The sequence below is a fragment of the Mycobacterium sp. 852002-51163_SCH5372311 genome, from assembly GCF_001667115.1.
Taxonomy (GTDB): Bacteria; Actinomycetota; Actinomycetes; order Mycobacteriales; family Mycobacteriaceae; genus Mycobacterium.
Genome location: NZ_LZIJ01000193.1, coordinates 37,944 through 63,597 on the forward strand (window position 1 = coordinate 37,944; position 25,654 = coordinate 63,597).

Sequence of the window (25,654 nt, forward strand, 5' to 3'; positions counted from 1 at the left end):
AGCGGACGGCTGTCGTTGTCTTCCTTGATGTTCATGCGGCCTTCACCAAGCAGAAGGTCTGGGCATGGTGTCCATTGGAGGATTGCTCATCGCGGACATCGCCGTTCACGGTGATGCGACATCCGATGCTGTCACTATTGCCTTGTGCTACTACGTTGGCGATCACGGCTGGAATCGTCGTCGTGAGGGTGTACGTCCAAGGCAGGCTGGTGAAGTTCGCTTGTTCCGGCTCGGCATTCTTGTTCAGATAGCTCACGCTTCCCGCTGTGCCGGTGGGCCCGAAGACCTCGTAGGTCACGCGCTTGGGATTGAAGGGCCTGATGGTTTCAGCACTGCCGGTCGAAGAAAAAATTTCGTCGGAGCCGAAGACGCCGCGTAGGCGGTCGACGGCTATCGCACCGATGGCAAAAGCCACCACTACGACCAATGGCACCCAAGCCCGCTTGAGAAAGGTGATCATCGAAGTTTTTCCTGGTGGCTCGTTGTAGTCGGTACGTAGTTTTCACCCGGTTGCAGCCAAGCCGTATAGGTCCGTTCGGCACACGACAACAGGGCCTTCGGTACGCAGGGCGGGCTTGGTACTACGGCCGCGCCTGCGGACATCAACCCACGAGACTTCGCGCCGAAACATGCGGAACGGACTAGATGGGGTTACGACGACCAGCCAAGGATCTTTTGCTGCTCGCACTGCTAACTCCGTCATTTTGGATCGAATTGCTAGGGGTGACGACCATCGAATATACCCTACCCCGTACGGCATTAGAACCGGGAAAGGCTTGTCTGTGCGCCCGTGTCTGCCGGACCGGCCGGCTCGACGCAATGCGAGTTTCGACAGGCGATCGATGGGCGTTAAATGATTCGCTGCGCGTCAACCGGGTCCCGGACCGATGCGGCGAGCGGGTCGCGGTTCGGCGCATTCGGCAGGACTCCAAGCAGGTTCGCTCACATACCCCCCGGGATATGATGTGGAGACAACTTACGAAGGGGTTCCACGATGGTCGGTGACGAAGACAGCATTGCCGCGGTCCTGAATCGGCTGCGTCGCGCGCAGGGCCAACTAGCGGGCGTGATCTCAATGATCGAGCAGGGCCGCGACTGCAAAGACGTCGTCACACAACTCGCCGCGGTCTCGCGCGCGCTGGACCGGGCGGGATTCAAGATTGTTGCCACCGGGCTGCGCGAATGCGCTACAGGGAAAAGGGCAAAGGGAGCCCAGCCGATGACCGAGGCGGAGCTGGAGAAACTTTTCCTCGCTCTTGCCTGACTCGCCGGATCTGAGCCGCGCACACCAATAGTTCGAAACGTGGCCGCTCCGTGTGTGGTTCGGGTCCGGTGCGGTGATGACGCGCCGGGCTGCATCCGCGCCGGGCGGAAACGGGCCAGCATTGGCGCATCGAAGCGAATAACTTCATTGATCAGTCGGCCGGTGCGGTTCAGTGATCCCCGCCGGGCTAGAATCCCAAGGTATGCGCTTTGGTCTCTTCATTCCGCAGGGTTGGCGAATGGATCTGGTCGGCATCGAACCGGAGCAGCATTGGGCGGTGATGCGGGATCTGGCGACCTACGCCGACGGCGGCGCATGGGACTCCCTGTGGGTCTACGACCACTTCCACACCGTGCCACTGCCCAGCGACGAAGCCACACACGAGGCGTGGTCTTTGATGGCGGCCTACGCGGCCACCACGTCGCGAATCAAGCTCGGCCAGATGTGTACGGCGATGAGCTACCGCAATCCCGTTTACCTGGCCAAGGTGGCGGCCACGACGGACATCATTTCCGGTGGCCGCATCCAGATGGGTATCGGCGGCGGCTGGTACGAACATGAATGGCGCGCTTACGGTTACGGCTTCCCGTCGGCCGGCGTTCGGTTGGGCCGGCTGGACGAAGGTGTGCAGATCATGCGTGACGCCTGGCGTGACGGCAAAGTCACCTTCCAGGGTCAGCACTATCAGGTCGACGGCGCGATTGTTGCTCCGAAGCCGTTGCAGAATAATGGGATTCCGTTGTGGATCGCCGGCGGTGGAGAGAAGGTGACGCTGCGAATCGCCGCGAAGTACGCGCAATACACCAACTTCACACCGGAGCCCGACGCATTCGCGCACAAGTCGGAGGTGCTGGCGCAGCACTGCAGCAAGCTGGGCACCGACTTCGGCGCGATCGTGCGCTCGGCCAACTTCACCGCCGTCGTCGGCTCGTCTGAGGCCGATGTCCACGATCGTCTGAAACGGGTGCGCGACCGGCTGGCCGGTTATGTGCCTGAGGCGGTTGCTGATTCGATGGCCTCGGGTGTTCCGGATTCGACGACCGGCACGACGGAACAGGTGATCGAGCGGCTTGCCAAGATCCGCGACCTCGGGTGTGAATATGCGATCTGTTACTTCCCGGAGGCGGCCTACGACCGCTCGGGCATCGAATTGTTCGAACGCGAAGTGATTCCCGCCCTGAGTTAGATATCGCTGGTGGTATACCGCGTCTTGACGGGAGGCGCCGCCAGCAGCGGAGGGAGTTCGGTAACTTTGCCTTCGCCGGCACGAAAGGCGCGATAAGCCTCGTCGTGCTCGAGGGTCTGCCAGAGCTCGTAGATAAGCCAGTGCGCTTCGTCGTCGTCGTCGACGAGCACGTCGGTGCGCAGGTTCCCGTCGAACGCCCGAGTGTCTTGGAGCGTGCGGTGCATGAGCTCGCGGGCCGCTTGCACGGAGTCGGGCTTCAGTCTGAGCTCAAGCATGACCGTTACCGGCATAGTTTTCTCCTCGAATCTTGTCCGGAGGCAAACCTAGCATCGGGCACACAGCTGCGAGAACGGGATTTCCACTTTTATGGAATGCTGTTGTACCTTTTGGGGAGCCCATCTGGTTTGGCAGGCTGTGAAGGATCGCTGGAGGATCGCTCGATGCAGAAGGCACTCGCCCCCGAAATCTCGACCTGGCCCGACGAGAACCCGCAGCTGATCGGCAGTCGCTGCGGCGCCTGCGGTGCCACCGCTTTCCCCGTGCAGCAGTGGTGTCCACGTTGCAGCGGCGGGCAGATGAGCGAGGTGTTGTTGCCGCGCCGTGGCACCGTCATCGCCTGGACCACCCAGGGTTTCCCACCCGGACCGCCGTACGCTGGTCCGACCGGAAAGGATTTCGTGCCGTTCGGCATCGGCCTGATCCAGCTCGGGGACGTGATCCGCGTGGAGGGCAGGCTGACGGAGAACGACCCGGCCAAACTGCAATTCGGCCAGGAGGTCGAGCTCACCATGGTGCCGTTGACCACCGACGGCGATGGCAACGAGATCCTCACCTACGCTTTCCAGCCGGTCTAATGGCGATCGCGAGCGCGGCGGAGCCGGGTGAAGCGGGTCGCCACCATCTACCCGTGGTGATCGCGAGCGCGGCGGAGCCGGGTGAAGCGGGTCGCCACCATCTACCCCAGAGGAGTCTGCGATGAGTAACGACGTGGCCATCATCGGCGTGGGCCTGCATCCATTCGGCAGGTTCGAGAAAACCGCGATGCAAATGGGCGCCGAGGCTATCCAATCAGCGCTGAGTGACGCCGGTGTCGAGTGGAAGGACATCCAGTTCGGCTTCGGCGGCAGCCACGAGGTCTCCAATCCCGACGCCGTGACTCGTCTGGTCGGACTGACCGGCATCACGTTCACCAACGTCTTCAATGCCTGCGCCACCGCGGCCAGCGCCATTCAGCAGACCGCGGACACCATCCGGTTGGGCAAGTACGACATCGGCATCGCGATCGGGCTCGACAAGCATCCGCGCGGCGCCTTCACCGATGACCCCGCCAAACTGGCGCTGCCGCAGTGGTATGCGCAGAACGGGCAGTTCGTGACGACGAAGTTCTTCGGGATGAAGGCCAATAAGTACCTGCACGATCACCACATCTCCCAGGCAACGCTGGCCAAGGTCGCCGCCAAGAACTACCGCAACGGCTCGTTGAACCCGAATGCGTTCCGTCGCAAGGCACTTCCCGAGGAAGAGATCCTCAACTCGACCGTGCTCAACTACCCGCTGACGCAATACATGTTCTGTGCGCCCGACGAGGGTGCGGCCGCGGTCGTCATGTGCCGTGCCGACCTGGCGCAGAAGTTCACTGATAAGCCGGTGTATGTGCGCGCCAGCGAAATTCGCACCCGCCGCTATGGCGCCTATGAAGTTCACGCGACGTTCGCTCCGTTGGATGAGGACGCTTCGCCAACGGTCTATGCCGCCAAAGCGGCCTACGAGGCCGCGGGCATAGGCCCCGAGGACGTCGACATCGCGCAACTGCAGGACACCGACGCCGGTGCCGAGGTCATCCACATGGCCGAGACGGGCCTGTGCGCCGACGGCGAGCAGGAGAAGCTGGTGGCCGATGGCGCCACCGCGATCGGCGGGGAGCTGCCGATCAACACCGATGGCGGGCTGATCGCCAACGGTGAGCCGATCGGCGCGTCGGGGTTGCGACAGGTGCACGAGCTGGTGCGACAGCTGCGTGGTGAGGCCGGTGAACGACAGGTACCCGGCAACCCGCGCGTGGGCCTGGCGCAGGTGTACGGCGCACCGGGCACGGCGTCGGCGACGATCCTCTCGCTGTAGTTACGGCGAGCAGACGCGGACTCGTAGCTCGAGCGTTCATCGTTAGTCCCGGGGTCACAGCGCCTTCGCGTGTGTATTGTCCGACTCATAGCGACAGCGCTTGCGCAGCAATTGATTTGTCGCTGAGAGGCGAAGGTATATGTACTCGTGAGGGTATTTGCGGCGTAGAAGTCGTTTTCTCTGCCATCGGGTGTGAATCGTTGACTTTGGTTGTGAATCCTGGGCTTTGAGTGTGCAGCCTGGGCGGAAGTTCGCGCCGATTCTCGCCCTACGCGCACACTGAAAGCCAAGGATTCACACCGAAAGCCGTCAGTTCACGCTGAAAGCCAAGGATTCACAACCAAAGCCAAGGATTCACAGCGAAAGCCGTCCGTTCACACGGAATGTCGGCGATGCGGCCAGCACGGCATCGGCGACCGTCCCCTCGCTATGGGCCGCGCCGAGCAGACGCAAAAGCCCCCGGAAGCAGCCCGTTTCACGGGCTTTTGCGTCTGCTCGCCCTAAATGGCCGGGCCCAGCAGGTCGTCAGCGTCGCGGATGATGTAGCCGTAGCCCTGCTCGGCTAGAAACCGCTGCCGGTGCGCGGCGTACTCGGCATCAAGGCTGTCGCGGGCCACCACGGAGTAGAAGACGGCGCCGCCGCCGTCGGCCTTGGGCCGCAGCAATCGGCCCAGCCGTTGCGCCTCCTCTTGGCGCGACCCGAAGGTACCCGAAACCTGTACCGCCACTGAGGCTTCCGGTAGGTCGATGGAGAAGTTGGCGACCTTGGACACCACCAGTCTGGAGACCTCGCCGCGGCGGAAGGCGTCGAACAGTGCTTCGCGTTCGCGCGTCCTCGTCGAACCCTGGATCACCGGAGCGTCCAGCTCGGCGCCGAGCTCGTCGAGCTGGTCCAGATAGGCGCCGATCACCAGGGTTTGCTCGCCTGGGTGCTTCTCCAGAATCGACTTGACCACTGCGATTTTGGTATGCACCGTCGAGCACAGCCGGTAACGCTCCTCGGGCTCGGCGGTGGCATACATCATCCGTTCGTTGTCGGTCATGGTGACCCGGACTTCTACGCACTCAGCCGGCGCGATCCAGCCTTGCGCCTCAATGTCTTTCCACGGTGCGTCGTAGCGTTTCGGGCCGATCAGCGAGAACACGTCGCCTTCGCGGCCGTCTTCGCGGATCAGCGTGGCGGTCAGGCCCAGGCGCCGTTTGGATTGCAGGTCGGCGGTCATCCGGAACACCGGTGCCGGCAGCAGATGCACCTCGTCGTAAATGATCAGGCCCCAGTCGCGGCTGTCGAACAGTTCCAGATGACGGTATTCGCCCTTGGTTCGGCGGGTGACCATCTGGTAGGTCGAAATGGTGACGGGCCGAATCTCCTTGCGCTCTCCGGAGTATTCGCCGATCTCGTCGTCGGTCAACGAGGTACGCGCTATCAGCTCGCGTTTCCATTGCCGGGCCGCCACGATGTTGGTGACCAGAATCAACGTCGTCGCTTGCGCTTTCGCCATCGCGGCCGCGCCGACCAGCGTCTTGCCTGCACCGCACGGAAGAACCACCACGCCCGAGCCGCCCGACCAGAACGAGTCCGTGGCCAGCTGTTGATAGTCGCGCAGTTTCCAGCCATCCTCGTGCAGGCTGATCGGATGTGCCTCACCGTCGACGTAGCCGGCGAGATCCTCAGCGGGCCAACCGATCTTGAGCAACATCTGTTTGACGCGGCCGCGTTCGCTGGCGTGCACGACGACCGTGTCGTCGTCGATCCGGGCGCCCAGCATCGGTGCGATCTTCTTGTTGCGCAACACTTCCTCGAGCACCGCGCGATCCAGGCTTACCAGCGTCAGGCCGTGTGCGGGATTCTTGACCAGCTGCAGGCGGCCGTAGCGCGCCATGGTGTCGACGATGTCCACCAGCAACGGCTGCGGAACCGCGTAGCGGGAGAAACTGACCAGCGCGTCGACGACCTGCTCAGCGTCATGGCCCGCGGCGCGGGCGTTCCACAGCGCCAGCGGCGTGATCCGATAGGTGTGCACGTGTTCGGGGGCGCGTTCCAGCTCGGCGAACGGCGCGATGGCGGCGCGCGCCGCGCCGGCCAGCTCGTGGTCGACTTCGAGCAGCACCGTCTTGTCGGACTGCACGATCAACGGCCCGTCGGGCATTTAGCGCCACTCCTCTTTATCGTCGTCGGCGCGGGTCATGCGCCCATTATTCAGTCGTCGACCGACATCACCGATGTGATGCGGTGGATGGCGAAGTCGCGCAGCCGCCCGGACGCCGGATCGAAGGCCACCAACTGACCGCCGCGGATGGTGATCGGCGACACCACCCGTTGAGTGGCCACACCCGCCGCGTCGAGATAGCCGATCAGCAGCGTCTCCTGATCGCGCGCCGCCCCCTGCAGAAGCGACATGGTCACGGCGGGGTCCATTCGGGTATTGCCGAACGGCGCGGCGGTCACCTTCCGCAATACCGCGACGACGGCGCTCAGTGTGTCGCTGCCGGGGCGCGGCGCCGGGCGGTACGAGCGACGGTGCTGAGGCACGGGGACGCGCGCCCCCCGGGGCCGGACGTCGACGATGGCGCCGGTGGAGTCTTCGGCGGCCGGCGCGAATCCCGCACCGCGCAACACGGCCAGCACCTCGGCTATCGGTGCGGGCGAAACCGCGACCGTCGGTGCCAGCGCACGCAGTTGCAGCTCTTCAGCGCCGGGCGCGGCCACCGCCTGCGCCAGCAGCGCCGGATCCTCGCACCGCACAAACGACGCGGCCATTCCGATGCGCAGCTGGCCATGCCGTCGCGCGACATCGTCGATGAGATACGTCAGCCCCTGCGGCACAGGTGTTTTCGAGTGGTCGGCGAAAAGCGCATGCATCCAGTCGCGAGTCTTGCCGATGTCGAGGGCATGCCGGATCGACTGCTCGCTGACCCGGTACACCATTGCCGCGCCGGCGGATTCGACCTTGGCGACGCTGGCCAGGTCGTCAGCCAGATCGCGCTGCAGCGGTCCGGGCACCACCACGGTGAGGTCGGCCTGGACCAGAAAGTGGTCGATCGGTTTGGGCATTGCCCGCGTCATCGCATCGATCGCGGCTCCGGGATCGGCGACGTCCTCCAGCAGTGCACGCCCAGGCGCGCTGATCGCTCCGCGCCCGACCAGGCCCAGCGCGTGCGCCTCGGTTAGCAGGTCTGCGACGGGCCCCGGTTGCAGCCGCCTGGCCCACCGAGGACGCCGCCAGACCAAGGCCTCCGCCGCCGTGGCTGCGTCGACTCCGGCACCCTCCGGCAATTCCGCAAGCATGCCCAGCAACAGCCGACGGTCCAGCGGGGCCGCTGTCGAGTACAACGAATGCGACAGGGCGCCATATGGTTTGGCGTCTGGACCGCGGCTGCCGATCAGCGCCGGCCGGCCCGGCAGGTCCAGCCAGGTGCTGGCAAGCAGGTGCCACCGCTGGGCCGGCGACATCGCGGCGAGCCGGTCGGCGGCCACCGTCGGCGCCCAATATGGCGGATCACCATGGTTTGGTTCCGGATCCGGCATGCCGCTGGCGATCAGTCCGGCAACCGCCGCGATCTCGAGGATCAGGCCCAGCCGCGGCTCGTCGATCCCAGTCGTTTTGGCCAGCCGCTTGACTTCGCGGATGCCCATCCCTCCGGTGCGCAACTCGGAAACGGGTGCGGCACTGAGTGTTTCGAGGAGAACGTCGAGCTCCCGGAGCAAATCGATGACGGCTCCGGCCGCCGTGGCGTCGACGTCTTCGGGCGTCGTGCTGGACACCACCGGATCGGGTGCGGTCAGCTGCATCGGCCCGGGCTGCTCGCCGCGCAGCACCTGTCCGACATGGCGGGGCAGGATCACCGTGTCGGCGTCCACCCGCCTTAGCAGGCCCATCGCCAGCAGCCTCGGCACCGGTCGATCCGCGGGTGCACCGGGCGCGGCGTCGCGGGTACGCCCCATCGGGGAGCCCTCGAGCAGTTTCTCCAGCACGTCGGTTTGTGCCTCGTCGAGACCGGCGATCAGGTCGACCATCTGCTGTTCGGTCTGCGAGGTGTCCTCGAGCGTGACCTGCCCCGGATGCCACGGCAATCCCGTGCCGGCATCGCCGGCTACCCGGACCGCGCTGTCGCCCCAGACCAGGGCACGAAGCCGGAGGTCGTCCAGTGCGGCGGTGACCTCGGATTCCGGAGCGCGGTCGCCGATCAACGCCAGCAGCTTGGTGGTCGGCACCGGCGTGCTGTCGGCGTGCAGCACCAGCAACGCGTCCAGCACCGCCAGTCGCAAGAAGTCGAGCTCGTCGGTGGCGGCCTTGATCGACTGCCGCGCCTGAGCGCGCGCGGCCAGCGCGGCGATGCTCCCGGGTGGCGGCTGGGCAAGATCCGGCCGTAGCTCCAAGAGCCGGATCAGCCGGTCGTCGGGCAGTTCGGCCAGCCAAGATCCCAGCGGGATATGCGGGCTGTTGTCAGTCATTGCCGACCAGCGTAATTGAGTCTTGGAACCTGAAAAGTCGGTCGCCGGGACGGCCCGCGATCACCGGTGCGGATCGCGGCGACGGCGGTCCGAATCGCCCTTCTCGTACTGTGCCCGCAAGTGACCTGTCAGAATGGACCTCGTGGCTGACACTGCTGATGGCAAGGCGCGGAAAACCAAGTACGTCGACAACGGCTGGCCGACGACGGATCCGGACGACCACGCGGTGAGCGAACTGGTGACGGATCGGACCGGCGCGTTATCACCCTTTGGCGAGCTGGCGTTTCCGTTGCCCTCCGACGACCTGCCCTATCTTCACCCGGTCACCGTCGTCAACCGGTAGGTCGTCGGGATGGCTCGGGCCGCTGGTTCCTCCGGTGCGGTTGGCCCCCCGGGGGTCTCGGGGGCCCACGGCTCAGGCGAATCCCGCTTCGACGCGCTCTCGCACCTGGATGAGCGGGGGGCGGCGCACATGGTCGACGTCACCGAGAAGGGGGCAACCCGGCGAACCGCGATCGCTGCGGGCGCCTTGCGCACCACGGCGCATGTGGTGGCGCTGATCTCCAGCGGCGGGCTGCCCAAGGGTGATGCGCTGGCTACTGCGAGGGTGGCGGGCATTCTGGCGGCCAAACGCACCAGCGACCTGATCCCGCTGTGCCACCAGTTGGCGCTCACGGGCGTCGACGTCGACTTCACCGTGGGCGAGGCGGACATCGAGATCACCGCGACGGTGCGCAGCACCGACCGCACGGGTGTGGAGATGGAAGCGCTGACCGCGGTCAGCGTAGCGGCGCTCACGCTTTACGACATGATCAAAGCGGTTGACTCGGCCGCGCGCATCGACGACATTCGCGTGCTCCGCAAGGAAGGCGGCCGCAGCGGAACCTGGACACCGTCATGAGCGAGCGAACCGCGCGGATCATCATTGCCTCGACCCGCGCGTCAGCCGGTGTGTACACCGACAAGTGCGGGCCGATCATCGCGGAATGGCTTGGCCAGCGTGGGTTTTCGCCGACCGAGCCGCAGGTTGTGGCTGACGGCAACCCGGTCGGGGAGGCGCTGAACGATGCGCTTGGCGCCGCTGTCGACCTGATCATCACCTCCGGGGGCACCGGGATTTCGCCCACGGACAGCACACCGGATCAGACGGTGGCGGTGCTGGATTACATGATCCCCGGCCTGGCTGATGCGATCCGTCGCGCCGGCCTGCCGAAAGTGCCGACGTCGGTGCTCTCGCGCGGGGTGTGCGGAGTGGCCGGTCGCACTTTGATCGTCAATCTGCCCGGCTCGTCAGGCGGGGTCCGCGACGGCCTGGGCGTGCTCGACGGCGTGTTGGACCACGCGCTGGATCAACTCGCGGGCGGAGATCACCAGCAATGACGCCGCTGGTCCTGCGCGCTGCCCTGACCGACCAGCCCATCTCACTGGCCGAACACGAGGACCTGGTGAGCCATCAATCGGCCGGAGCCATCGTCGGCTTCGACGGAATGGTCCGCGACCACGACGGTGGACGCGGGGTGACCAAGCTGGAGTATTCCGCGCACCCGTCGGCCGCGCAGGTACTGGCCGAAACGGTGACCGAGGTGGCCGAGCACTCCAGCGGCGTGCGGGCAGTGGCGGCCAGCCACCGGATCGGTGTCCTGCAGGTCGGCGACGCGGCCCTGGTGGTTGCCGTTGCAGCTGACCATCGACAAGCGGCGTTCACCACCTGCGCCCAGCTGGTGGACACGATCAAGGCACGGCTACCGGTGTGGAAACACCAGTTCTTCGACGACGGGACCGAAGAGTGGGTGGGCTCGGCGTAGTGGCGATCGCGAGCGCGGCGTAGCCGGGCGAAGCGGGGTCGCCACCATCGGCCTAAGCCGGTCGCGAACAGACGCAAAATCGCCCTAAAGCAAGTGCTGTTAGGGCGATTCCGCGGCTGTTCGACAGCGTCCTCGTAGCGCGAGGGAGCGTCAGACCATCGACGGCGCAGCAAGCGCGTCGAGCGCGTCGTTTCCGTGCACGTCCTGACCCCGGATCGCCTCCCACAGCCTCTTGGTGTAGGCGACGGTTTCGGCTCCCCTTGGCTCACCGCTGACCGCCTTGGGCACATCCGCCGTGACGGGTGCGTCGGCCGGCGCAGGGTCCGCCGGAGGCGGTGCGTCGGCAGGAGCGGGTGCCGCGGCGTCCACAGGCGGCGCGTCCGCCGGCGGCGCGTCCACAGGCGGCGGCGCATCCGCAGGCGGCGCGGGTGCGACGTCAGCCGGAGGTGGTGCGTCCGGGGGCGGAGCGTCGGCCGGCGGCGGTGCGTCCGGAGGCGGTGCGATTTGGTCGTTGCTGGCCAGCTGCACCACCGGTGCCGGCTCGGCGGGCGGCGGCGGAGCCGCAGGCTGGGGGGCCTGCGCTGCGGGCTCGCCGTTGAGGCCCGGCGCGTCGAGCGGAGCGTTCAGCCCAGCCGGCTCCGGGAGGACATTGCGGGGGGTCGGGCCCGACAGGCCGTGACCGCACACCGGCCAGGCACCTCGGCCCTGACTGGCCAGCACTCGCTCAGCGATCGCGATCTGCTGTTCCCGACTGGCCAGCTGCGCCGACGGGGCGTACTGCGTGCCGCCGTGCGATGCCCAGGTGCCCTGGGTGAACTGCAGGCCGCCGTGGAAGCCATTGCCGGTGTTGATCGCCCAGTTGCCACCCGACTCGCAGCTGGCGACTCGGTCCCATTCGCTGTCGGTGGCTGCGCCCGCCTGGGCGGCTAATGCAATGCCGCCGCCACCGATTACAGCACCGGTGACGGCGATTTTGGCGACGCTGACGCCTGAAGTAGTGGGTTTGCGATGACGTCCACTCAAAACGGGTATTCCTCTCGCTACGCGCCTGCGAGGTCAGCTGTCGGGTTCGGGTTGGAGAGGCCACCCGGCCAACGTGGTATCCGCAAGTGACACCACGCAGGCTTCACCCCAAGGAGCCGGTAGTCGGCTCCGGTCCGATCACGGTGAACCGGTGGGTCCCCCGCCTCCATCCACGGTCGGTATCCCTGCCTATTGGATGGAGCTTGGCGCGATAGGCAGGGGGATCGCCACGGGTCAGCTTGGCGAGCCACGGGAGACGGTAGCGGGTTCTGTTTGTCCCGTCACTTTTTGTGAAACCCGGCGTTTTCCGCGATTACATCTGATAAATCGCCTGGAACGCTTCCGATTTGCGCAGGTCACTGACGCCCGACATCGGAGCGTGTCCGCGCCGTTATCGTTCCGTTACGTGAGATATTTCACATTTTCATCCGCCGGCGAAGGGCGGGAGTACATCGATCGTGTCGCCGGATCGCAACGTTGTGGTCTCATCCCGCACGGCGATCCCGTCGCACAGGTATGAGCACCGCCGCAGCACCGTCGCCAGCCCGGCGTCCCGCGCGGCCAGGCCGTCGATCAGCTCGGCGACTGTGGCGCCAGGACTCAGCCGCATTGTCTCCGAGTCGAAACCGGCGGCAGCCTGCGCGGCCGCGAAGAATCGGACGGTCACCTGTATTCCGGCAGGTTCCTCTGGGGCGTGACCCATTGCTGGCTAGCCCCCGATTGCGCTCATCGGGCGTTTCGGCTGGATGAAGTCGGGGTCGTTGATGCCGTGGCCGGCCGGCTTGGCCCACATCGCCGCGCGCCAGGCCGCCTCGACCGCGTCATCGTCCGCGCCGCTGCGCAACAGACTGCGCAGGTCGGTCTCCTCGGCGGAGAACAGACAGCTGCGGATTTGCCCGTCTGCCGTCAGCCGGGTGCGGTCACAGGTGGAGCAGAAGGCGTGCGACACCGAGGCGATGACACCGAACTTCCCGGCCGCAGTGCCCGGGCCCGAGTCGACGAGCCAGAGTTCGGCCGGAGCAGATCCACGCGGCGCAGGGTCCGGACGCAGCCGAAAGTGCGGCCGCAGCGCGGCCAGCACGTCGTCGGCGCTGAGCGCGGCGCCGCGGCGCCACTGATGTCCGGCGTCCAGCGGCATCTGCTCGATGACACGCAACTGGTAACCGTGGTCCAGGCAGAACCGCAACAACTCGACGACGTCCTCGCGGCCGGTGTGGGGATCCAGAACGGCGTTCACCTTGACCGGCGTGAGGCCGGCGGCGCCGGCGGCGGCAAGGCCGGCCAGTACGTCGGCGAGCCGATCCCGGCGCGTGATGGCGGTGAAATGGTCGCGGTTGACGCTGTCCAGTGACACGTTGACCCGGTCCAGACCCGCTGCAACGAGGGCGGCGGCTCGCCCCGCCAATCCGACGCCGTTGGTGGTCAGCGAGATCTCGGGGCGCGGCCGCAGACTGGCCGCTGCCGCCACTACTTCCTCCAAGTGGCGGGCCAGCAGCGGCTCGCCACCGGTGAAGCGCACGCTGGTGACACCGAACCGGGTGACGGCGATATTCATCAGCCGCGTCAACTCGTCGGTTTGCAGCAACTGCTCGCGGGGCAACCAGTCCAACCCCTCTGCCGGCATGCAGTAACTGCAACGCAGGTTGCAGCGGTCGGTCAGTGACACCCGCAGGTCGGTGGCGGCCCTGCCGAATGTGTCCAGCAAAGGCCCCGAAGTGGGCATCTCCAGCCCGGCGGAGTGCTGGTCTGACCCGCGGCGGACCGTCGGGACACCCAAGGCGGTCAACGTCATGCGGGCACCCGCTCGTTTCGAGCCGATGCGCCGACGGGAACGATCTCCTTGCCCAGCGGCAACAGCGACACCGGGATGAGCTTGAGCTGAGCCAGCGCCAGTGGGATGCCGACGACCGTGACCGCCATCGCCGCGGCGCTCACCAAATGGCCGATCGCCAGCCACAGGCCGAACAACAGCACCCAGATGACGTTGCCGATCAGTGTCAGTGTTCCCGCGCTCGGCTTGTCGACGATCGTGCGGCCGAACGGCCACAAGGCGTACGAGGCGATGCGCAGCGACGCGAAGCCGAACGGGATGGTGACGATGAGCAGGAAGCTGACGATCGCCGCGATCAGGTAGCCGAGGGCCATCCAGAGGCCACCGAAAACCAGCCAGATAACGTTCAGGATCAGGTGCATCTTTCCTCCAGCGGTACTGCCACCCTACCGAGTACGGGGTAAACAGGGGTGCTCCGCGCGCGGCCATCCGAGTAGGATCGGAAACCACATTGCGTCCTGCGCAAGCGGGACGCTTCATTCTGTTGCCCATAATAACGATCCGTCAGACAAAGCAGGTGAGAGCAGTGCCGACCGGCAAGGTGAAGTGGTACGACCCCGAGAAGGGGTTCGGCTTCTTGTCGCAGGAGGACGGCGAGGACGTCTATGTGCGCTCGTCGGCGCTGCCCGCGGGTGTCGAAGGTCTCAAGACGGGCCAGCGGGTGGAATTCGGAGTTGCGTCCGGACGCCGCGGACCGCAGGCGCTGAGTCTGAAGCTGATCGACCCGCCGCCCACCCTTTCCAGAACGCGCCGCGAGACGCCTGCTGAGCACAAGCACAGCCCCGACGAGCTGCACGGCATGGTCGAGGACATGATCACGTTGCTGGAGAGCACGGTGCAGCCCGAGTTGCGCAAGGGCCGCTACCCGGATCGCAAGACGGCTCGTCGCGTCTCCGAAGTGGTCAAGGCGGTGGCTCGGGAGTTCGAGGCTTAACGGGCAGTAGACCGCCTCATTCGGCGCGCCCCAGCGATGCGTGCACTCCGAAGCTACTGGCGCGTAACATTCGGGCAGGTACGGGGTACCCATGCCTAAATGTGATTCGTCAGCGAGGAGGCGTCGATGGCGCAGCAAGCCCAGGTCACCGCGGAGCAAGCGCGAGCGCTCGCCGAAGAATCCCGCGAAAGTGGTTGGGACAAACCATCTTTCGCCAAGGAGCTGTTCCTCGGTCGTTTTCCGTTGGATCTGATACACCCATTCCCGAGGCCGTCCGACGACCAAGAAGCCCGGATCCGGGCGTTCCTTGAGCAGCTCCGAGAATTTCTCGACACCCTGGACGGCTCCGTCATCGAGCGCGATGCCCAGATCCCCGACGAGTACGTGAAGGGCCTGGCCGAGTTGGGCTGCTTCGGCATGAAGATCCCGTCGGAGTACGGCGGCCTGGCGATGTCGCAGGTTGCCTACAACCGCGCGCTGATGATGGTGTCGTCCGTCCATCCCAGTCTCGGCGCGCTGCTGTCGGCTCATCAGTCGATCGGCGTGCCCGAACCGCTCAAGCTGGCCGGCACCGAAGAGCAGAAGCGGAAATTCCTGCCGCGCTGTGCCGCCGGCGCCATCTCGGCATTTTTGCTTACCGAGCCCGACGTGGGCTCCGATCCGGCGCGCCTGGCGTCGACGGCGACACCGGTCGAGGACGGGCAGGCCTACGAACTCGAGGGCGTGAAGTTGTGGACCACCAACGGCGTCGTCGCCGACCTGCTGGTGATCATGGCCCGGGTGCCGCGAAGCGAAGGACACCGAGGCGGCATCAGCGCGTTTGTGGTCGAGGCCGACTCGCCCGGGATCACTGTCGAGCGCCGCAACAAGTTCATGGGTCTGCGCGGCATCGAAAACGGCGTCACCAGGCTGCACCGCGTTCGGGTGCCTCGCGAGAACCTCATCGGCCGAGAGGGCGACGGCCTGAAGATTGCGCTGACCACCCTGAACGCCGGACGGCTGTCGATACCCGCCGTCGCGACGGGGGCCGCCAAGTGGTCGCTGAAGATTGCGCGGGAATGGTCGCAGGAGCGGGTGCAGTGGGGTAAGCCGCTGGGCCAGCATGAAGCGGTTGCCAGCAAGATTTCGTTTATCGCCGCCACCACCTATGCGCTCGACGCGGTGCTCGAACTGTCCGCTCAAATGGCCGACGAAGGCCGCAACGACATCCGGATCGAAGCCGCGTTGGCCAAATTGTGGTCCAGCGAGATGGCTTGTCTGATCAGCGACGAGCTGATGCAGATCCGCGGTGGGCGTGGCTACGAGACCGCCGAATCCCTGGCTGCGCGCGGGGAACGTGCGGTGCCGGTGGAGCAGTCGGTGCGCGACCTGCGGATCAACCGCATCTTCGAAGGTTCCAGCGAGATCATGCGGCTGCTGATCGCGCGCGAGGCCGTCGATGCGCACCTGAGCGCCGCCGGTGATCTGGCGAACCCGAAAGCCGACCTGCGGCAGAAGGCCTCGGCTGCGGTGGGTGCCAGCGGATTCTATGCAAAGTGGTTGCCGCAGTTGGTGTTTGGTGAAGGTCAACGCCCAAGGGCGTTCAGCGAGTTCGGGCCGTTGGCGTCGCATCTCAGATTCGTCGAGCGGTCCTCACGCAAGCTGGCCCGCAATACCTTCTACGGGATGGCGCGCTGGCAGGCCAAGCTCGAGGAAAAGCAGGGATTCTTGGGCCGCATCGTCGACATCGGCGCCGAACTGTTCGCCATGTCGGCGGCATGCGTGCGAGCCGAGGCTACGCGCGCCGCAGACCCGGCCGCCGGGCGGCAGGCCTACGAACTGGCCGAAACGTTCTGCGAGCAGGCGACTCTTCGGGTCGAGGCGTTGTTCCATGCGTTGTGGGCCAACACCGACAGCAGCGACGTTCGGCTCACCGACGCGGTGCTGGAGGGCCGCTACACGTGGCTCGAGGAGGGGATCATCGACCAGTCGGCGGGCACCGGCCCATGGATCACGCACTGGGAACCCGCTCCGTCCACCGAAGAAAACGTGGCGCGCCGCTTCCTGACGGTGTCGCCGACGGACGCCACCCTGTGAATCGCCGCGTGCGGCAGGATGGTGGTCATGGCCACTTACACTGCCGGGACAGGTGAATTCACCCGCGACACCAACTACATCACCACTCGCATCACCGCCGACGGACGCGACGGCTACCCGGTAGAGCCGGGCCGGTACCGGCTCGTCGTTGCCCGGGCGTGTCCTTGGGCGAACCGCACCATCATTGTCAGACGGCTGCTGGGTCTGGAAAGCGTTATCTCCATTGGCTTCTGCGGGCCTACTCACGACGAGCGCAGTTGGACTTTCGACCTCGACCCGGGTGGTGTGGACCCGGTGCTCAAGATCCCGCGGCTGCAAGACGCCTACTTCAAGCGCTTTCCGGACTATCCGAAGGGCATTACCGTCCCGGCGATCGTCGACATCCCTACCGGAGCGGTGGTCACCAACGACTTCGCTCAGATCACCCTGGACTTTTCCACCGAATGGACCGCCTACCACCGCGAGGGAGCACCGCAGTTGTACCCGCCGGAGTTGCGGGCCGAGATCGACGAGGTGAGCAAGAGGATCTACACCGAGATCAACAACGGCGTGTACCGCTGCGGATTCGCCGGCTCACAGGAGGCGTATGACGCCGCCTACGACCGGTTGTTCACCGCGCTGGACTGGGTGAGTGAGCGGTTGTCAAGCCAGCGATACCTGGTGGGCGACACCATCACCGAAGCCGACGTGCGCCTGTTCACCACGCTGGCCCGCTTCGACCCCGTCTACCACGGGCACTTCAAGTGCAACAGGACCAAGCTGTCCGAGATGCCGGTGCTGTGGGCCTATGCGCGAGACCTGTTCCAGACACCGGGTTTTGGCGATACCACCGATTTCGTCCAGATCAAGCAGCACTACTACATCGTGCACGCCGACATCAACCCCACCCGGATTGTGCCGAAGGGTCCCGACCTGTCCGGATGGCTGTCCCCGCACGGCCGGGAGGCATTGGGCGGCAGGCCATTCGGGGACGGCACGGCTCCAGGGCCGACGGTCGAGGGCGAACGGGTGCCGGCCGGTCACGGAGCATAGGCGAGGGCGTGGGGTCGGGGCGTTGATTGTGCGCCTACGGCTTTCGCTGTGAAACTATGGCTTTCGCTGTGAAGCTAGGGCGGAAACTCGGGCGATTAGCCCACCCACGATTCACACGCAAAGCCCACGTTTCACGCGCAAAGCCGACGATTCACCACCCAAAGTTGCGCAGACGTCAATCGATAATTCGCACAGACCATTCCGCGTGCGGCGGATAGACCTGTTCGCCGGTCGAGCGGTCGATAGCCACCGTCAGCAACTGCACGACAATGCCTTTCAGGCGCCCTCGCTGCGGGTCGACGGTGGGGATGGTGACCGCCAGTTTGGTACCCGGCAGGAAGAGGCTGCTGGTGCGATCGTTGGGATCCTCGTACTCCCGCAGTAGTTGCCAAGGCCCGCGGGAAATTGCTTCCGGGACCGAGAGCTGCACCGGATAGCGTGCGCTGACCCGCAATTCGCCGACCGTCTCCGGGTTCTGACAGTCGTTCAGATCGAGCACATTGCAATACATGTAAGGCCCCACGCGAGTCAGGTGTCCGTGCGAGTACACGGTGATCTCGGGTCGATGCGGACCTGGCTTGCGCGCCAAGAACCACGCGCCGACCCCGGCCCCCGCGGCAAGCACGACCACCACGACGGCCAGCAGCACGGCCACAGGGCGTTTCACCTGGGCGCCCCGGAGTGTGCGACGCCGGGTCGGGTGAGTTCCTGCTCGACCATCACCGGCCGGTTACCTCCCAGGCCCGGGATCAACGACTCGCCACGGAAACTGACGATGGTCTGCGCCAGGCCGAAAATCAGTAATGCGCTGATTGCGGTGAACCCGACCGTCAATTCGGTGTACACCAAGACGCCCACGGTACCGCCCAGCACCCAGGCCAGCTGCAGCATCGACTCCGAACGGCCGAAGGCCGATGCCCGCGATTCCTCCGGCAGATCATGCTGTAGCGACGCGTCCAGCGAGGCCTTGGCAATGGCGCTGGCGCCCGACGTAATCAGGGTGGCGATCGCCGCCACCACTCGGTCGCCGGCCACCGCGGCCGCCAGCGCCACGATGGTGACCGCGATCGCGCAGCGGACGACCATCACAGCCGGCCGGCCCAATTTGAGGCGAGCGCTGATGAAGTTCCCGACGAAGTTGCCGATCGCGGCTGCCGCGCCGATCATGCCGAGCAGTTCAAGCTGGGCCCAGCCGGTGGCGTGTTGCGCCTTGGCGACGAACGCCGGATACAGGAACAAGAAACCCACCATCACCTTGATGGTGCAGTTTCCCCATAGCGAGGTAATGATGTTGCGGCCCAGCGGTTGTCGCAACGATCCGACCATGTTCTTGACTTGCTGCGGCGGGCTTTGCGGGTGCGGGCTGTCCCGGTGGTAGCTCAAGGTGGCCGGCACCTCACCTGCGGTCACTTCGACCCAGCGTGGAATCCGCATCGACAAAAACGCGCCGGCCAGCGTGACTGCGATGACTACGAACAACGCGCCGGGCAGCTTGAGCAAGTGGGTGCAGACGAATTCGACCCCCGCCGCGACGGCGCCGCCGGCGATGGTTCCGCCCAGCAGACCGAACATGGTCAGCCTGGAGTTGACCCGGACCAGGTCGATGGTTGGCGGCATTACCCTGGGCGTCACCGCGCTGCGCAGTACCGAAAACGACTTCGAGAACACCATCATGGCCAGCGCGCAGGGGTACAGCACCCACGACGGGTAACTGCTGTGGGGACCGTCGTAGTTCATGATCAGCACCAGTGCCAACAGGGTGCGCAGAGCGAACGACGCCGCCAGCGCGACGCGACGGCCGTGCTGCAACTTGTCCAGCGCCGGACCGATCAGCGGCGCGACGACCGCGAACGGCGCGATGGTGATCAGCAGATACAGCGCCACCTTGGACTTGCTCTCCGCGCTGGCCGCGGCAAAGAACAGCGTGTTGGCCAGGGCCACCGCCATCGCCGCGTCGGTCGCGAAATTGGCTACCACGGGCCAGGTCAGCGCGGTCAGTCCCGACTTGTCGGCGCCGTCGGCGGTGGCGGCGCGCTGGACCATCCAGTACATCCGGGAACCCATTTCGCGGCTGCGCATGGCTGCGGCGCGGGTGACGGTGATCCGGTCGCCGGAGGCGGGATTGCGGGGCGGGGGTGGTGCGCTGCGGTCGCGCTGCGGTGGGTTCTCGCCGAGCGGCGGGAGATAACGGTTGGCGCTGGGCATCGGCGGTGGCCGGCGCGTGCGGCGGTAGTCGGCTTCGTTGGTGGGGTCGGCCGGATAGTTGGCCATGCCGGGGTGTTCGTTGACGGGTCCGGTGCGGGGCCGGCGGCCCGGGTAGGGCTCCGCGGGACCCGGGTGATCACGCCGCCGTCCAGACACCGTTCAATTCTGTCCTATGCCGGCTGCGCGCGTCGGCAAGTGGCCAGGTGTGGCTCGGCAACCTGGTTTTCGGCAGTATTGGAGACGCGCTTGATAGAGCAGGGAGAAAGGCAGCAGTGTGAGCGGACCCATCGAGGAAGCCGCCGTGTCAACAGTGGACGATTGGCCCGAGGGGTTGGCGGTGGTGCTGACGGGCGCGGTCGACCAGGCCAGGGCGGCGATCGCAGAGTTCAGCGGCGCCGAGACGGTGGGTGACTATCTGGGCGTCGGGTATGAAGACGCGGCCGCCGCGACCCATCGGTTCCTGGCGCATCTGCCCGGCTATCAGGGGTGGCAGTGGGCCGTCGTCGTCGCGGCGTATCCGGGTGCCGACCACGCGACCGTCAGCGAAGTGGTGCTGGTCCCCGGGCCGACGGCGCTGTTGGCGCCCGAGTGGTTGCCGTGGGAGCAGCGGGTCAAGCCGGGGGATTTGAGCCCTGGTGACCTGTTGGCTCCGGCTGCGGACGACCCGCGGCTGGTTCCCGGCTACGCCGCCAGCGGTGACCCGCAGGTGGACGAGACCGCCGCGGAGGTCGGGCTGGGCCGGCGCTGGGTGATGAGTCCGTTGGGCCGGGCCGAGGCCGCCGAGCGCTGGCACGCGGGCGACTACGGTCCCGCGTCGGCGATGGCTCGGTCAACCAAGCGCGTGTGCCGCGACTGTGGCTTCTTCTTGCCGTTGGCCGGATCGCTGGGCGCGATGTTCGGCGTATGCGGCAACGAGCTGTCCGCCGACGGGCACGTCGTCGACAAGCAGTACGGCTGCGGCGCTCATTCCGACACCCCGGCCCCGGCGGGCACTGGCTCGCCGATCTACGAGCCATACGACGATGGTGTCCTCGACATGGTGGAGTCCCCGCCGGCGACACCGCCAGCGCAGCCCCCTGAAGAGGAGTCGGACTAACCTCGCTCGGCGGCGGCTTTGATGTTCGCCAGCGACGTGTTCATGCCGTCCAGCAGTTCGCGTTCGAAGTTCGTCGTCCCGCCCAGGAAGGCTTTGACCGACATGTTCGACAACGCGCTGACCCCGTTTTCGGCATGCCGGCTCTCGGTCACCCGCGTGCCCTCGCCGTTCGGCTCGAGCTCATAGCTCCACACGGTGCGATTGGCGTCGACCCGGAATGCCAGCTTCTTCTCCGGGATCACCTCGATCACGGTGGAGGTGGTGGGCCAGAAAAGTCGATTGCGGCGGTTGAAGTTCAGCGTGCGGGTGCCTTGGCGAAGCGGACCGAAAGGCCGCATCCAGCGACATTGCGGGCTCCATTCCGGCATTCGCCGAAAATCCGAAATCAGCGCCCAGACTTTCGATGCCGGTGCGTCGATATCAACTTGCGCTTGTAGAAGTGGCGCTACCACTGATCCTCCCGGATGCTTCGTTGGTGAATTGCCGTGCGGTTTATTTCGGGTTAAGAAAGGTTTCGAGTCCGGATTGCGCGCCGCGCGCGCCACGCCGGGCAGCGGCGAGTTGCCATAAAAAGATGCTCGTGCCGATCACTCCGGTTACCAGTCCGGCCACTGTCAGCGGACGCCAACTCGCCAGCGCCGGCACCAGAAACGCCACGGCCGCCGCGATCAGCCAGCCCAGCACGCCGACCACAATGACCGGCCACACCGCGAGCAGTTTGGGCGGCAGTGGCGGCGGCTGAATGTTCTGATCACGTTCGACAGACATCGCGACAAATCTAGCCCGGCGACGGCGACGGCCGTTTCGCGGCCGACGAAATAGCACGTCGCGGTGAAATGGGGCGAAGTCCGTGGTTCCGGTTTTGGTGTTCTTTGTCAGGTTCCGTTGTAACCTCGCGCTGTGCCTGACAGCGATGCCCGCCTGGCCAGCGACTTGTCGTTGGCGGTTATGCGGCTGGCGCGGCAGCTGCGGTTCCGCAATGCGCAGTCGCCGGTGTCGCTGTCCCAGCTGTCGGTGCTGACCACACTGGCCAACGAAGGGGCGATGACGCCCGGGGCGCTTGCACTTCGCGAACGAGTCCGGCCACCGTCGATGACCCGGGTGGTCGCCTCTTTGGCCGACATGGGTTTCGTGGACCGCACACCGCATCCCGTCGACGGCCGCCAGGTGCTGGTCTCGGTTTCCGAGGCGGGTGCCGAGCTGGTCAAGGCGGCGCGCCGCGCTCGCCAGGAGTGGCTGGCCGAGCGGCTCGCGACGCTGGACGACGACAAGCGTGACATCCTGCGCTGCGCCGCCGATCTGATGCTGGCCCTGGTGGATGACAGGGCCGACGGACGCCCGTGAGCGATGTCCCGGGCGTCTTCGAAATACTCGACATTGACGATCCCGACGATCCACGGCTCGACGATTTCCGCGACCTGAACAGCGTCGACCGTCGTCCCGATCTGCCGACCGGCAAAGGGCTGGTGATCGCCGAGGGTGTGCTGGTGGTGCAGCGCATGCTGGCATCCCGGTTCGCCCCGTTCGCGTTGCTGGGCACCGACCGCAGACTGGCCGAACTTCACGACGACCTGGCCGCCGCCCAGGCGCCCTACTATCGCGTCTCCGCTGACGTCATGGCGCGGGTCGTCGGCTTCCACCTCAACCGTGGAGTGCTGGCCGCCGCGCGGCGGGCGCCGGAACCCGGCGTTGCCGAGGTAATAGCCGGCGCCCGTACCGTCGCGGTGCTCGAAGGCGTCAACGACCACGAGAACCTGGGCTCTATCTTCCGCAACGCCGCGGGACTGAGCGTGGACGCGGTGGTGTTCGGCAGCGGATGCGCCGATCCGCTCTACCGCCGCGCGGTCCGGGTGTCGATGGGGCACGCGTTGCTGGTGCCCTATGCGCGAGCTACCGACTGGCCCGTCGATCTGGTGAAGCTGAAACAAAGCGGCTTTCGGTTGCTGGCGATGACTCCGCACGGCGATGCGCGCCCGCTGGCCGAGGCGATGGCCGACGTCCGCGACGAGCGGATTGCGGTGCTGGTGGGAGCGGAGGGGCCGGGACTGACGCCGGCCGCCCTGCGGCGCAGCGATGTGCGGGTGCGCATCCCGATGTCGCGGGGGACCGACTCGCTCAACGTCGCGACGGCCGCGGCGTTGGCCTTCTACGAGCGAGTTAGGCTCGGCGTGTGACGGACCAATCCACGCCGTGGGCAACGGGTTTGACGGTGGCCGGTTTCGTGGCCGCGGTCATCGGAACCGCCGTGGTGGTGCTGAGCCTCGGACTGATACGGGTGCATGCGCTGCTGGCCGTTGGGCTCAACATCGTGGCGGTCGGGGGACTGGCGCCGACGGTGTGGGGCTGGCGGCGCACCCCGGTGCTGCGATGGTTCGTGCTGGGTGCGGGGGTGGGCGTCGCGACTGCGTGGCTGACGCTGCTGGCGATGACCGGGAGTAGCTAGCGCTGCCCGCTTGAGCGCACTCCGAGCAGCACGTCCTCCCAGGCCGGAACGGGGGGCTTGCCGCGTCGGCTGCTCGCCTGCTGCTGCGGCGGCGGGGCTTCCGCCGGCGTCGCCTCCGGCTCCTCGAAGGCTTCAAAGGCGATGTGGGAGACCGGCGCCAGCGGCCGCAGGGGCGCCTTGTAGTCCGGGTCGATCAGCTCACTGGCGGCATCGTCGATCGCGCTGACGGTCCCGCCGTGGGCGCCGGGGGTGAACCGGAAATGGGCGCGGTTGTCCGACCTGCCCGCTTTCCACGTCAGCTGCACCGTCCAGCGACCGTCTTCGCTGCGCCACGCGTCCCAGCTGAGTCTGTCGGCCTGCAAGCCACGCGTCATCAGCGAGGCGGTGATGGTTTCCAGCAGTGTCAGCACCGATGGACCGTCGGCCAGCAGCGGGTGCGCGGCCGTCGCCAGCTCCGCGGCGCGAAAACGTTCCAGCAATACCGGGTTCGCAAACCGCCGAATCCGGTTGATATCCGATCCCGACGCCGCGGCTACCTGCTCGACGGATGCACCGGCGCGGATGCGGGCCTGAATTTCCTTGGGGCTCAGCATGTTGGTGACTTCGATGTCGAGCTGCGGTTGTTCCGGCTGCGCCGGCTCGCCGTCGAGGGCCGCCCGCAGTCGGTCATCGGCCGGGAGCTTGAACCTTTCTGCGGGGTCATCCCCCTCGCAGATGATGCTTTTCCCGTCGGCATCGAGCCCGACCACTTTGAGTTCCCGCATGGCATCTCCTCGCAGGTTTCGTGCGGGTCAGCACGGACCTGTTAGCTGCGCACTCTAGTGCGACAAACGTCGTTGACCTCGGTGACACGCGGAGGCCTTGGACTCGGACCCGCGCTGCTCGGGCTAAAGCCGTTCGACCACCCAGTCGAGGCATTCGGTCAGCGCGCTGACGTCGTCGGGCTCGACGGCGGGGAACATCGCCACCCGCAGCTGGTTGCGGCCGAGTTTGCGGTACGGCTCGGTGTCGACGATGCCGTTAGCCCGCAAAACCTTCGCGACGGCCGCGGCATCCACGTCGTCGGCGAAATCGATCGTGCCCACCACCTGCGACCGCAGCGCCGGGTCGGTGACGAATGGGGTGGTGTACGGCCGCTCCTGCGCCCACGAGTACAACCGCTGCGACGAGTCCGCCGTGCGCTTGACCGCCCACTGCAGGCCGCCGTTGCCCAGCATCCAGTCGAGTTGCTCGGCCAGCAGCGCCAGGGTGCCGATGGCCGGCGTGTTGTAGGTCTGGTTCTTCAGGCTGTTCTCGACGGCGATCGGCAGCGACAAGAAGTCGGGAACCCAGCGACCGGAACCCGCGATGGACTCGACACGGGCCAGCGCGGCGGGGCTCATGATCGCCAGCCACAGGCCGCCGTCGCTGGCGAAGTTCTTCTGCGGCGCGAAGTAGTACGCGTCGGTGTCGGCGATGTCGACCGGCAGCCCACCGGCGCCGGAGGTCGCGTCGATGAGGATCAATGCGTCACCCGAACCCGCGGGGCGGCGCACCGGCACCGCGACCCCGGTCGACGTCTCGTTGTGCGCCCAGGCGATCGCGTCGACGGACGGATCACTCTGCGGATCCGGCGCGCTGCCCGGGTCCGCCTTGATGATCACTGGGTCACCGACGAAGGGGTTCTTGCTGACTGCGGAGGCGAACTTGGAGCTGAACTCGCCGTAGGCCAGGTGCAATGAGCGCTGATCGATCAGGCCGAATGCCGCGGCATCCCAGAAAGCGGTGGCACCGCCGTTGCCCAGGATTACCTCGTACCCATCCGGTATGGAGAACAGCTCGGCCAGCCCCGAGCGCACCCGACCCACCAGATTCTTCACCGGCACCTGCCGATGCGACGTGCCGAACAGTGCGGCAGCCGTGGTGGCCAGCGCCTGCAGTTGCTCGGGCCGGACCTTGGACGGACCCGACCCGAAGCGGCCGTCGCGCGGTTTGATGTCAGCGGGAATCTGGAGGGGCTCAGCCATGGCCACCAGGGTAGTGAGCGGTCAAGAGGCCCCCGGGCAGCGGGCCGATTGGCTGATCACGCAGCGCACCGGGGTGTGAGCTAGCCCACTTCACCAGAGTGACCACTGGTCAGGCCACACTGCTCTGGCCGAGTCTGGTGAATTCGCGGTACCGCCGGTACCGTCTTGGGTACACG

General features: G+C 66.3%; 29 protein-coding genes, 1 pseudogene and 1 riboswitch. Of the genes and pseudogenes, 16 read left to right on the forward strand and 14 right to left on the reverse strand.

Annotated features, from left to right (window positions below):
- Positions 1-31: 31 nt before the first annotated feature.
- Complete coding sequence (locus A5791_RS23500; RefSeq protein WP_067242061.1) at positions 32-460, reverse strand: MmpS family transport accessory protein; 429 nt, start codon at positions 458-460, stop codon at positions 32-34.
- Between the two features lie 534 nt (positions 461-994).
- Between A5791_RS23500 and A5791_RS23505 the strand changes: the two genes are divergently transcribed.
- Together A5791_RS23505 and A5791_RS23510 are read left to right on the forward strand one after the other, a co-directional pair.
- Positions 995-1,264, forward strand: coding sequence for a metal-sensitive transcriptional regulator (locus tag A5791_RS23505; protein ID WP_067242065.1), 270 nt, complete (start codon positions 995-997; stop codon positions 1,262-1,264).
- A 202-nt stretch (positions 1,265-1,466) separates the two neighbouring features.
- On the forward strand, positions 1,467-2,450 hold the full coding sequence (locus tag A5791_RS23510) for an LLM class F420-dependent oxidoreductase (protein ID WP_067242068.1): 984 nt from the start codon (positions 1,467-1,469) through the stop codon (positions 2,448-2,450).
- Here A5791_RS23510 and A5791_RS23515 read toward each other — a convergent pair.
- Positions 2,447-2,740, reverse strand: coding sequence for a putative quinol monooxygenase (locus tag A5791_RS23515; RefSeq protein WP_067242072.1), 294 nt, complete (start codon positions 2,738-2,740; stop codon positions 2,447-2,449). The genes A5791_RS23510 and A5791_RS23515 overlap by 4 nt on opposite strands.
- A 150-nt stretch (positions 2,741-2,890) precedes the next feature.
- Between A5791_RS23515 and A5791_RS23520 the strand changes: the two genes are divergently transcribed.
- The 3 genes and pseudogenes from A5791_RS23520 to A5791_RS23525 all read left to right on the forward strand — a co-directional run bounded on the left by A5791_RS23520 (position 2,891) and on the right by A5791_RS23525 (position 4,571).
- Positions 2,891-3,304 carry a Zn-ribbon domain-containing OB-fold protein gene (locus tag A5791_RS23520; protein ID WP_067242075.1) on the forward strand — a complete coding sequence of 138 codons (414 nt, stop codon included), beginning with the start codon at positions 2,891-2,893 and terminating at the stop codon, positions 3,302-3,304.
- Positions 3,304-3,402 (forward strand): annotated as a pseudogene (locus tag A5791_RS27805) (2-isopropylmalate synthase); the annotation flags it as partial. The gene A5791_RS23520 and the pseudogene A5791_RS27805, both read left to right, overlap by 1 nt.
- Positions 3,403-3,425: 23 nt before the next feature.
- Complete coding sequence (locus tag A5791_RS23525; protein WP_067242079.1) at positions 3,426-4,571, forward strand: thiolase family protein; 1,146 nt, start codon at positions 3,426-3,428, stop codon at positions 4,569-4,571.
- A 500-nt stretch (positions 4,572-5,071) separates the two neighbouring features.
- On the opposite strand, the gene A5791_RS23530 is transcribed toward A5791_RS23525, so the two are convergent.
- Positions 5,072-6,721: a DNA repair helicase XPB gene (locus A5791_RS23530; RefSeq protein WP_067242082.1), complete on the reverse strand. Its 1,650-nt coding sequence runs from the start codon at positions 6,719-6,721 to the stop codon at positions 5,072-5,074.
- Between the two features lie 50 nt (positions 6,722-6,771).
- Entirely contained in the window at positions 6,772-9,027 is a 2,256-nt protein-coding gene (locus tag A5791_RS23535; protein ID WP_067242085.1) for a helicase-associated domain-containing protein, read from the reverse strand.
- 142 nt (positions 9,028-9,169) lie between these two features.
- Here A5791_RS23535 and A5791_RS23540 point away from each other — a divergent pair, with 142 nt between their 5' ends.
- From A5791_RS23540 to A5791_RS23555, 4 genes are read left to right on the forward strand one after another with little or no spacing between them, the layout of a single operon-like run.
- Positions 9,170-9,370 carry a hypothetical protein gene (locus A5791_RS23540; protein WP_197504765.1) on the forward strand — a complete coding sequence of 67 codons (201 nt, stop codon included), beginning with the start codon at positions 9,170-9,172 and terminating at the stop codon, positions 9,368-9,370.
- A gap of 9 nt (positions 9,371-9,379) precedes the next feature.
- A complete protein-coding gene (moaC, locus tag A5791_RS23545; protein ID WP_082967099.1) occupies positions 9,380-9,928 on the forward strand; it encodes a cyclic pyranopterin monophosphate synthase MoaC in 549 nt (182 codons plus the stop codon).
- Positions 9,925-10,407: a molybdenum cofactor biosynthesis protein B gene (locus A5791_RS23550; RefSeq protein ID WP_067242095.1), complete on the forward strand. Its 483-nt coding sequence runs from the start codon at positions 9,925-9,927 to the stop codon at positions 10,405-10,407. The genes moaC and A5791_RS23550 overlap by 4 nt, the downstream gene beginning before the upstream one ends.
- The gene (locus A5791_RS23555) at positions 10,404-10,832 is read left to right on the forward strand and encodes a molybdenum cofactor biosynthesis protein MoaE (protein ID WP_067242099.1); all 429 of its coding nucleotides are present in this window, start codon (positions 10,404-10,406) and stop codon (positions 10,830-10,832) included. Before A5791_RS23550 ends, A5791_RS23555 begins: the two co-directional genes overlap by 4 nt.
- Before the next feature lie 150 nt (positions 10,833-10,982).
- Here the strand turns inward: A5791_RS23555 and A5791_RS23560 are convergent, their stop codons facing one another.
- The 4 genes from A5791_RS23560 to A5791_RS23575 all read right to left on the reverse strand — a co-directional run bounded on the left by A5791_RS23560 (position 10,983) and on the right by A5791_RS23575 (position 14,048).
- A complete protein-coding gene (locus A5791_RS23560) occupies positions 10,983-11,855 on the reverse strand; it encodes a transglycosylase family protein (protein ID WP_067242102.1) in 873 nt (290 codons plus the stop codon).
- Between the two features lie 6 nt (positions 11,856-11,861).
- Positions 11,862-12,074: riboswitch (cyclic di-AMP (ydaO/yuaA leader) on the reverse strand.
- A gap of 205 nt (positions 12,075-12,279) precedes the next feature.
- Positions 12,280-12,558: a MoaD/ThiS family protein gene (locus A5791_RS23565; protein ID WP_067242106.1), complete on the reverse strand. Its 279-nt coding sequence runs from the start codon at positions 12,556-12,558 to the stop codon at positions 12,280-12,282.
- A gap of 6 nt (positions 12,559-12,564) precedes the next feature.
- Positions 12,565-13,647, reverse strand: a complete 1,083-nt coding sequence (gene moaA / locus A5791_RS23570) for a GTP 3',8-cyclase MoaA (RefSeq protein WP_067242109.1) — start codon at positions 13,645-13,647, stop codon at positions 12,565-12,567.
- Complete coding sequence (locus A5791_RS23575; RefSeq protein WP_067242112.1) at positions 13,644-14,048, reverse strand: YccF domain-containing protein; 405 nt, start codon at positions 14,046-14,048, stop codon at positions 13,644-13,646. Before A5791_RS23575 ends, moaA begins: the two co-directional genes overlap by 4 nt.
- A gap of 164 nt (positions 14,049-14,212) precedes the next feature.
- Here A5791_RS23575 and A5791_RS23580 point away from each other — a divergent pair, with 164 nt between their 5' ends.
- The 3 genes from A5791_RS23580 to A5791_RS23590 all read left to right on the forward strand — a co-directional run bounded on the left by A5791_RS23580 (position 14,213) and on the right by A5791_RS23590 (position 17,728).
- Positions 14,213-14,620 carry a cold-shock protein gene (locus A5791_RS23580; protein ID WP_067242116.1) on the forward strand — a complete coding sequence of 136 codons (408 nt, stop codon included), beginning with the start codon at positions 14,213-14,215 and terminating at the stop codon, positions 14,618-14,620.
- Positions 14,621-14,746: 126 nt separating this feature from the next.
- Positions 14,747-16,696 (forward strand): acyl-CoA dehydrogenase family protein, encoded by a 1,950-nt coding sequence (locus tag A5791_RS23585; protein ID WP_067242119.1) that lies wholly within the window; start codon positions 14,747-14,749, stop codon positions 16,694-16,696.
- 27 nt (positions 16,697-16,723) lie between these two features.
- Entirely contained in the window at positions 16,724-17,728 is a 1,005-nt protein-coding gene (locus A5791_RS23590) for a glutathione S-transferase family protein (RefSeq protein ID WP_067242343.1), read from the forward strand.
- Positions 17,729-17,903: 175 nt separating this feature from the next.
- Here the strand turns inward: A5791_RS23590 and A5791_RS23595 are convergent, their stop codons facing one another.
- The gene (locus tag A5791_RS23595; RefSeq protein WP_067242122.1) at positions 17,904-18,395 is read right to left on the reverse strand and encodes a DUF2771 domain-containing protein; all 492 of its coding nucleotides are present in this window, start codon (positions 18,393-18,395) and stop codon (positions 17,904-17,906) included.
- Positions 18,392-19,999: an MFS transporter gene (locus tag A5791_RS23600; protein WP_156661578.1), complete on the reverse strand. Its 1,608-nt coding sequence runs from the start codon at positions 19,997-19,999 to the stop codon at positions 18,392-18,394. The genes A5791_RS23595 and A5791_RS23600 overlap by 4 nt, the downstream gene beginning before the upstream one ends.
- Positions 20,000-20,207: 208 nt before the next feature.
- On the opposite strand from A5791_RS23600, the gene A5791_RS23605 reads away from it, so the two are divergent.
- Complete coding sequence (locus tag A5791_RS23605) at positions 20,208-21,029, forward strand: DUF3027 domain-containing protein (protein ID WP_067242127.1); 822 nt, start codon at positions 20,208-20,210, stop codon at positions 21,027-21,029.
- Here A5791_RS23605 and A5791_RS23610 read toward each other — a convergent pair.
- Entirely contained in the window at positions 21,026-21,481 is a 456-nt protein-coding gene (locus A5791_RS23610; protein WP_067242130.1) for an SRPBCC family protein, read from the reverse strand. The two genes, A5791_RS23605 and A5791_RS23610, sit on opposite strands and share 4 nt — an antisense overlap.
- Positions 21,482-21,521: 40 nt before the next feature.
- Positions 21,522-21,797, reverse strand: coding sequence for a DUF2530 domain-containing protein (locus tag A5791_RS23615; protein WP_067242132.1), 276 nt, complete (start codon positions 21,795-21,797; stop codon positions 21,522-21,524).
- A gap of 180 nt (positions 21,798-21,977) precedes the next feature.
- Between A5791_RS23615 and A5791_RS23620 the strand changes: the two genes are divergently transcribed.
- From A5791_RS23620 to A5791_RS23630, 3 genes are read left to right on the forward strand one after another with little or no spacing between them, the layout of a single operon-like run.
- Positions 21,978-22,373 carry a MarR family transcriptional regulator gene (locus A5791_RS23620; protein ID WP_369828128.1) on the forward strand — a complete coding sequence of 132 codons (396 nt, stop codon included), beginning with the start codon at positions 21,978-21,980 and terminating at the stop codon, positions 22,371-22,373.
- Positions 22,370-23,203, forward strand: coding sequence for an RNA methyltransferase (locus A5791_RS23625; RefSeq protein ID WP_067242139.1), 834 nt, complete (start codon positions 22,370-22,372; stop codon positions 23,201-23,203). The genes A5791_RS23620 and A5791_RS23625 overlap by 4 nt, the downstream gene beginning before the upstream one ends.
- A complete protein-coding gene (locus tag A5791_RS23630; RefSeq protein WP_067242143.1) occupies positions 23,200-23,472 on the forward strand; it encodes a DUF2537 domain-containing protein in 273 nt (90 codons plus the stop codon). Before A5791_RS23625 ends, A5791_RS23630 begins: the two co-directional genes overlap by 4 nt.
- On the opposite strand, the gene sepH is transcribed toward A5791_RS23630, so the two are convergent.
- Together sepH and serC are read right to left on the reverse strand one after the other, a co-directional pair.
- Positions 23,469-24,236 carry a septation protein SepH gene (sepH, locus tag A5791_RS23635; RefSeq protein WP_067242146.1) on the reverse strand — a complete coding sequence of 256 codons (768 nt, stop codon included), beginning with the start codon at positions 24,234-24,236 and terminating at the stop codon, positions 23,469-23,471. The two genes, A5791_RS23630 and sepH, sit on opposite strands and share 4 nt — an antisense overlap.
- Positions 24,237-24,359: 123 nt before the next feature.
- On the reverse strand, positions 24,360-25,478 hold the full coding sequence (serC, locus tag A5791_RS23640; protein ID WP_067242149.1) for a phosphoserine transaminase: 1,119 nt from the start codon (positions 25,476-25,478) through the stop codon (positions 24,360-24,362).
- Positions 25,479-25,654 lie beyond the last annotated feature (176 nt).

Excerpts from the sequence above, each read along its gene's own strand:
- moaA (WP_067242109.1), bottom strand. The coding sequence starts at position 13,647 with ATGACGTTGACCGCCTTGGGTGTCCCGACGGTCCGCCGCGGGTCAGAC.
- A5791_RS23590 (WP_067242343.1), top strand. The coding sequence starts at position 16,724 with ATGGCCACTTACACTGCCGGGACAGGTGAATTCACCCGCGACACCAAC.
- A5791_RS23520 (WP_067242075.1), top strand. The coding sequence starts at position 2,891 with ATGCAGAAGGCACTCGCCCCCGAAATCTCGACCTGGCCCGACGAGAAC.
- A5791_RS23515 (WP_067242072.1), bottom strand. The coding sequence starts at position 2,740 with ATGCCGGTAACGGTCATGCTTGAGCTCAGACTGAAGCCCGACTCCGTG.
- A5791_RS23585 (WP_067242119.1), top strand. The coding sequence starts at position 14,747 with ATGGCGCAGCAAGCCCAGGTCACCGCGGAGCAAGCGCGAGCGCTCGCC.
- A5791_RS23555 (WP_067242099.1), top strand. The coding sequence starts at position 10,404 with ATGACGCCGCTGGTCCTGCGCGCTGCCCTGACCGACCAGCCCATCTCA.
- A5791_RS23575 (WP_067242112.1), bottom strand. The coding sequence starts at position 14,048 with ATGCACCTGATCCTGAACGTTATCTGGCTGGTTTTCGGTGGCCTCTGG.
- A5791_RS23620 (WP_369828128.1), top strand. The coding sequence starts at position 21,978 with ATGCGGCTGGCGCGGCAGCTGCGGTTCCGCAATGCGCAGTCGCCGGTG.
- A5791_RS23530 (WP_067242082.1), bottom strand. The coding sequence starts at position 6,721 with ATGCCCGACGGGCCGTTGATCGTGCAGTCCGACAAGACGGTGCTGCTC.
- serC (WP_067242149.1), bottom strand. The coding sequence starts at position 25,478 with ATGGCTGAGCCCCTCCAGATTCCCGCTGACATCAAACCGCGCGACGGC.
- A5791_RS23505 (WP_067242065.1), top strand. The coding sequence starts at position 995 with ATGGTCGGTGACGAAGACAGCATTGCCGCGGTCCTGAATCGGCTGCGT.
- sepH (WP_067242146.1), bottom strand. The coding sequence starts at position 24,236 with ATGCGGGAACTCAAAGTGGTCGGGCTCGATGCCGACGGGAAAAGCATC.
- moaC (WP_082967099.1), top strand. The coding sequence starts at position 9,380 with ATGGCTCGGGCCGCTGGTTCCTCCGGTGCGGTTGGCCCCCCGGGGGTC.
- A5791_RS23550 (WP_067242095.1), top strand. The coding sequence starts at position 9,925 with ATGAGCGAGCGAACCGCGCGGATCATCATTGCCTCGACCCGCGCGTCA.
- A5791_RS23600 (WP_156661578.1), bottom strand. The coding sequence starts at position 19,999 with ATGGCCAACTATCCGGCCGACCCCACCAACGAAGCCGACTACCGCCGC.
- A5791_RS23510 (WP_067242068.1), top strand. The coding sequence starts at position 1,467 with ATGCGCTTTGGTCTCTTCATTCCGCAGGGTTGGCGAATGGATCTGGTC.
- A5791_RS23615 (WP_067242132.1), bottom strand. The coding sequence starts at position 21,797 with ATGTCTGTCGAACGTGATCAGAACATTCAGCCGCCGCCACTGCCGCCC.
- A5791_RS23565 (WP_067242106.1), bottom strand. The coding sequence starts at position 12,558 with ATGGGTCACGCCCCAGAGGAACCTGCCGGAATACAGGTGACCGTCCGA.
- A5791_RS23535 (WP_067242085.1), bottom strand. The coding sequence starts at position 9,027 with ATGACTGACAACAGCCCGCATATCCCGCTGGGATCTTGGCTGGCCGAA.
- A5791_RS23500 (WP_067242061.1), bottom strand. The coding sequence starts at position 460 with ATGATCACCTTTCTCAAGCGGGCTTGGGTGCCATTGGTCGTAGTGGTG.
- A5791_RS23525 (WP_067242079.1), top strand. The coding sequence starts at position 3,426 with ATGAGTAACGACGTGGCCATCATCGGCGTGGGCCTGCATCCATTCGGC.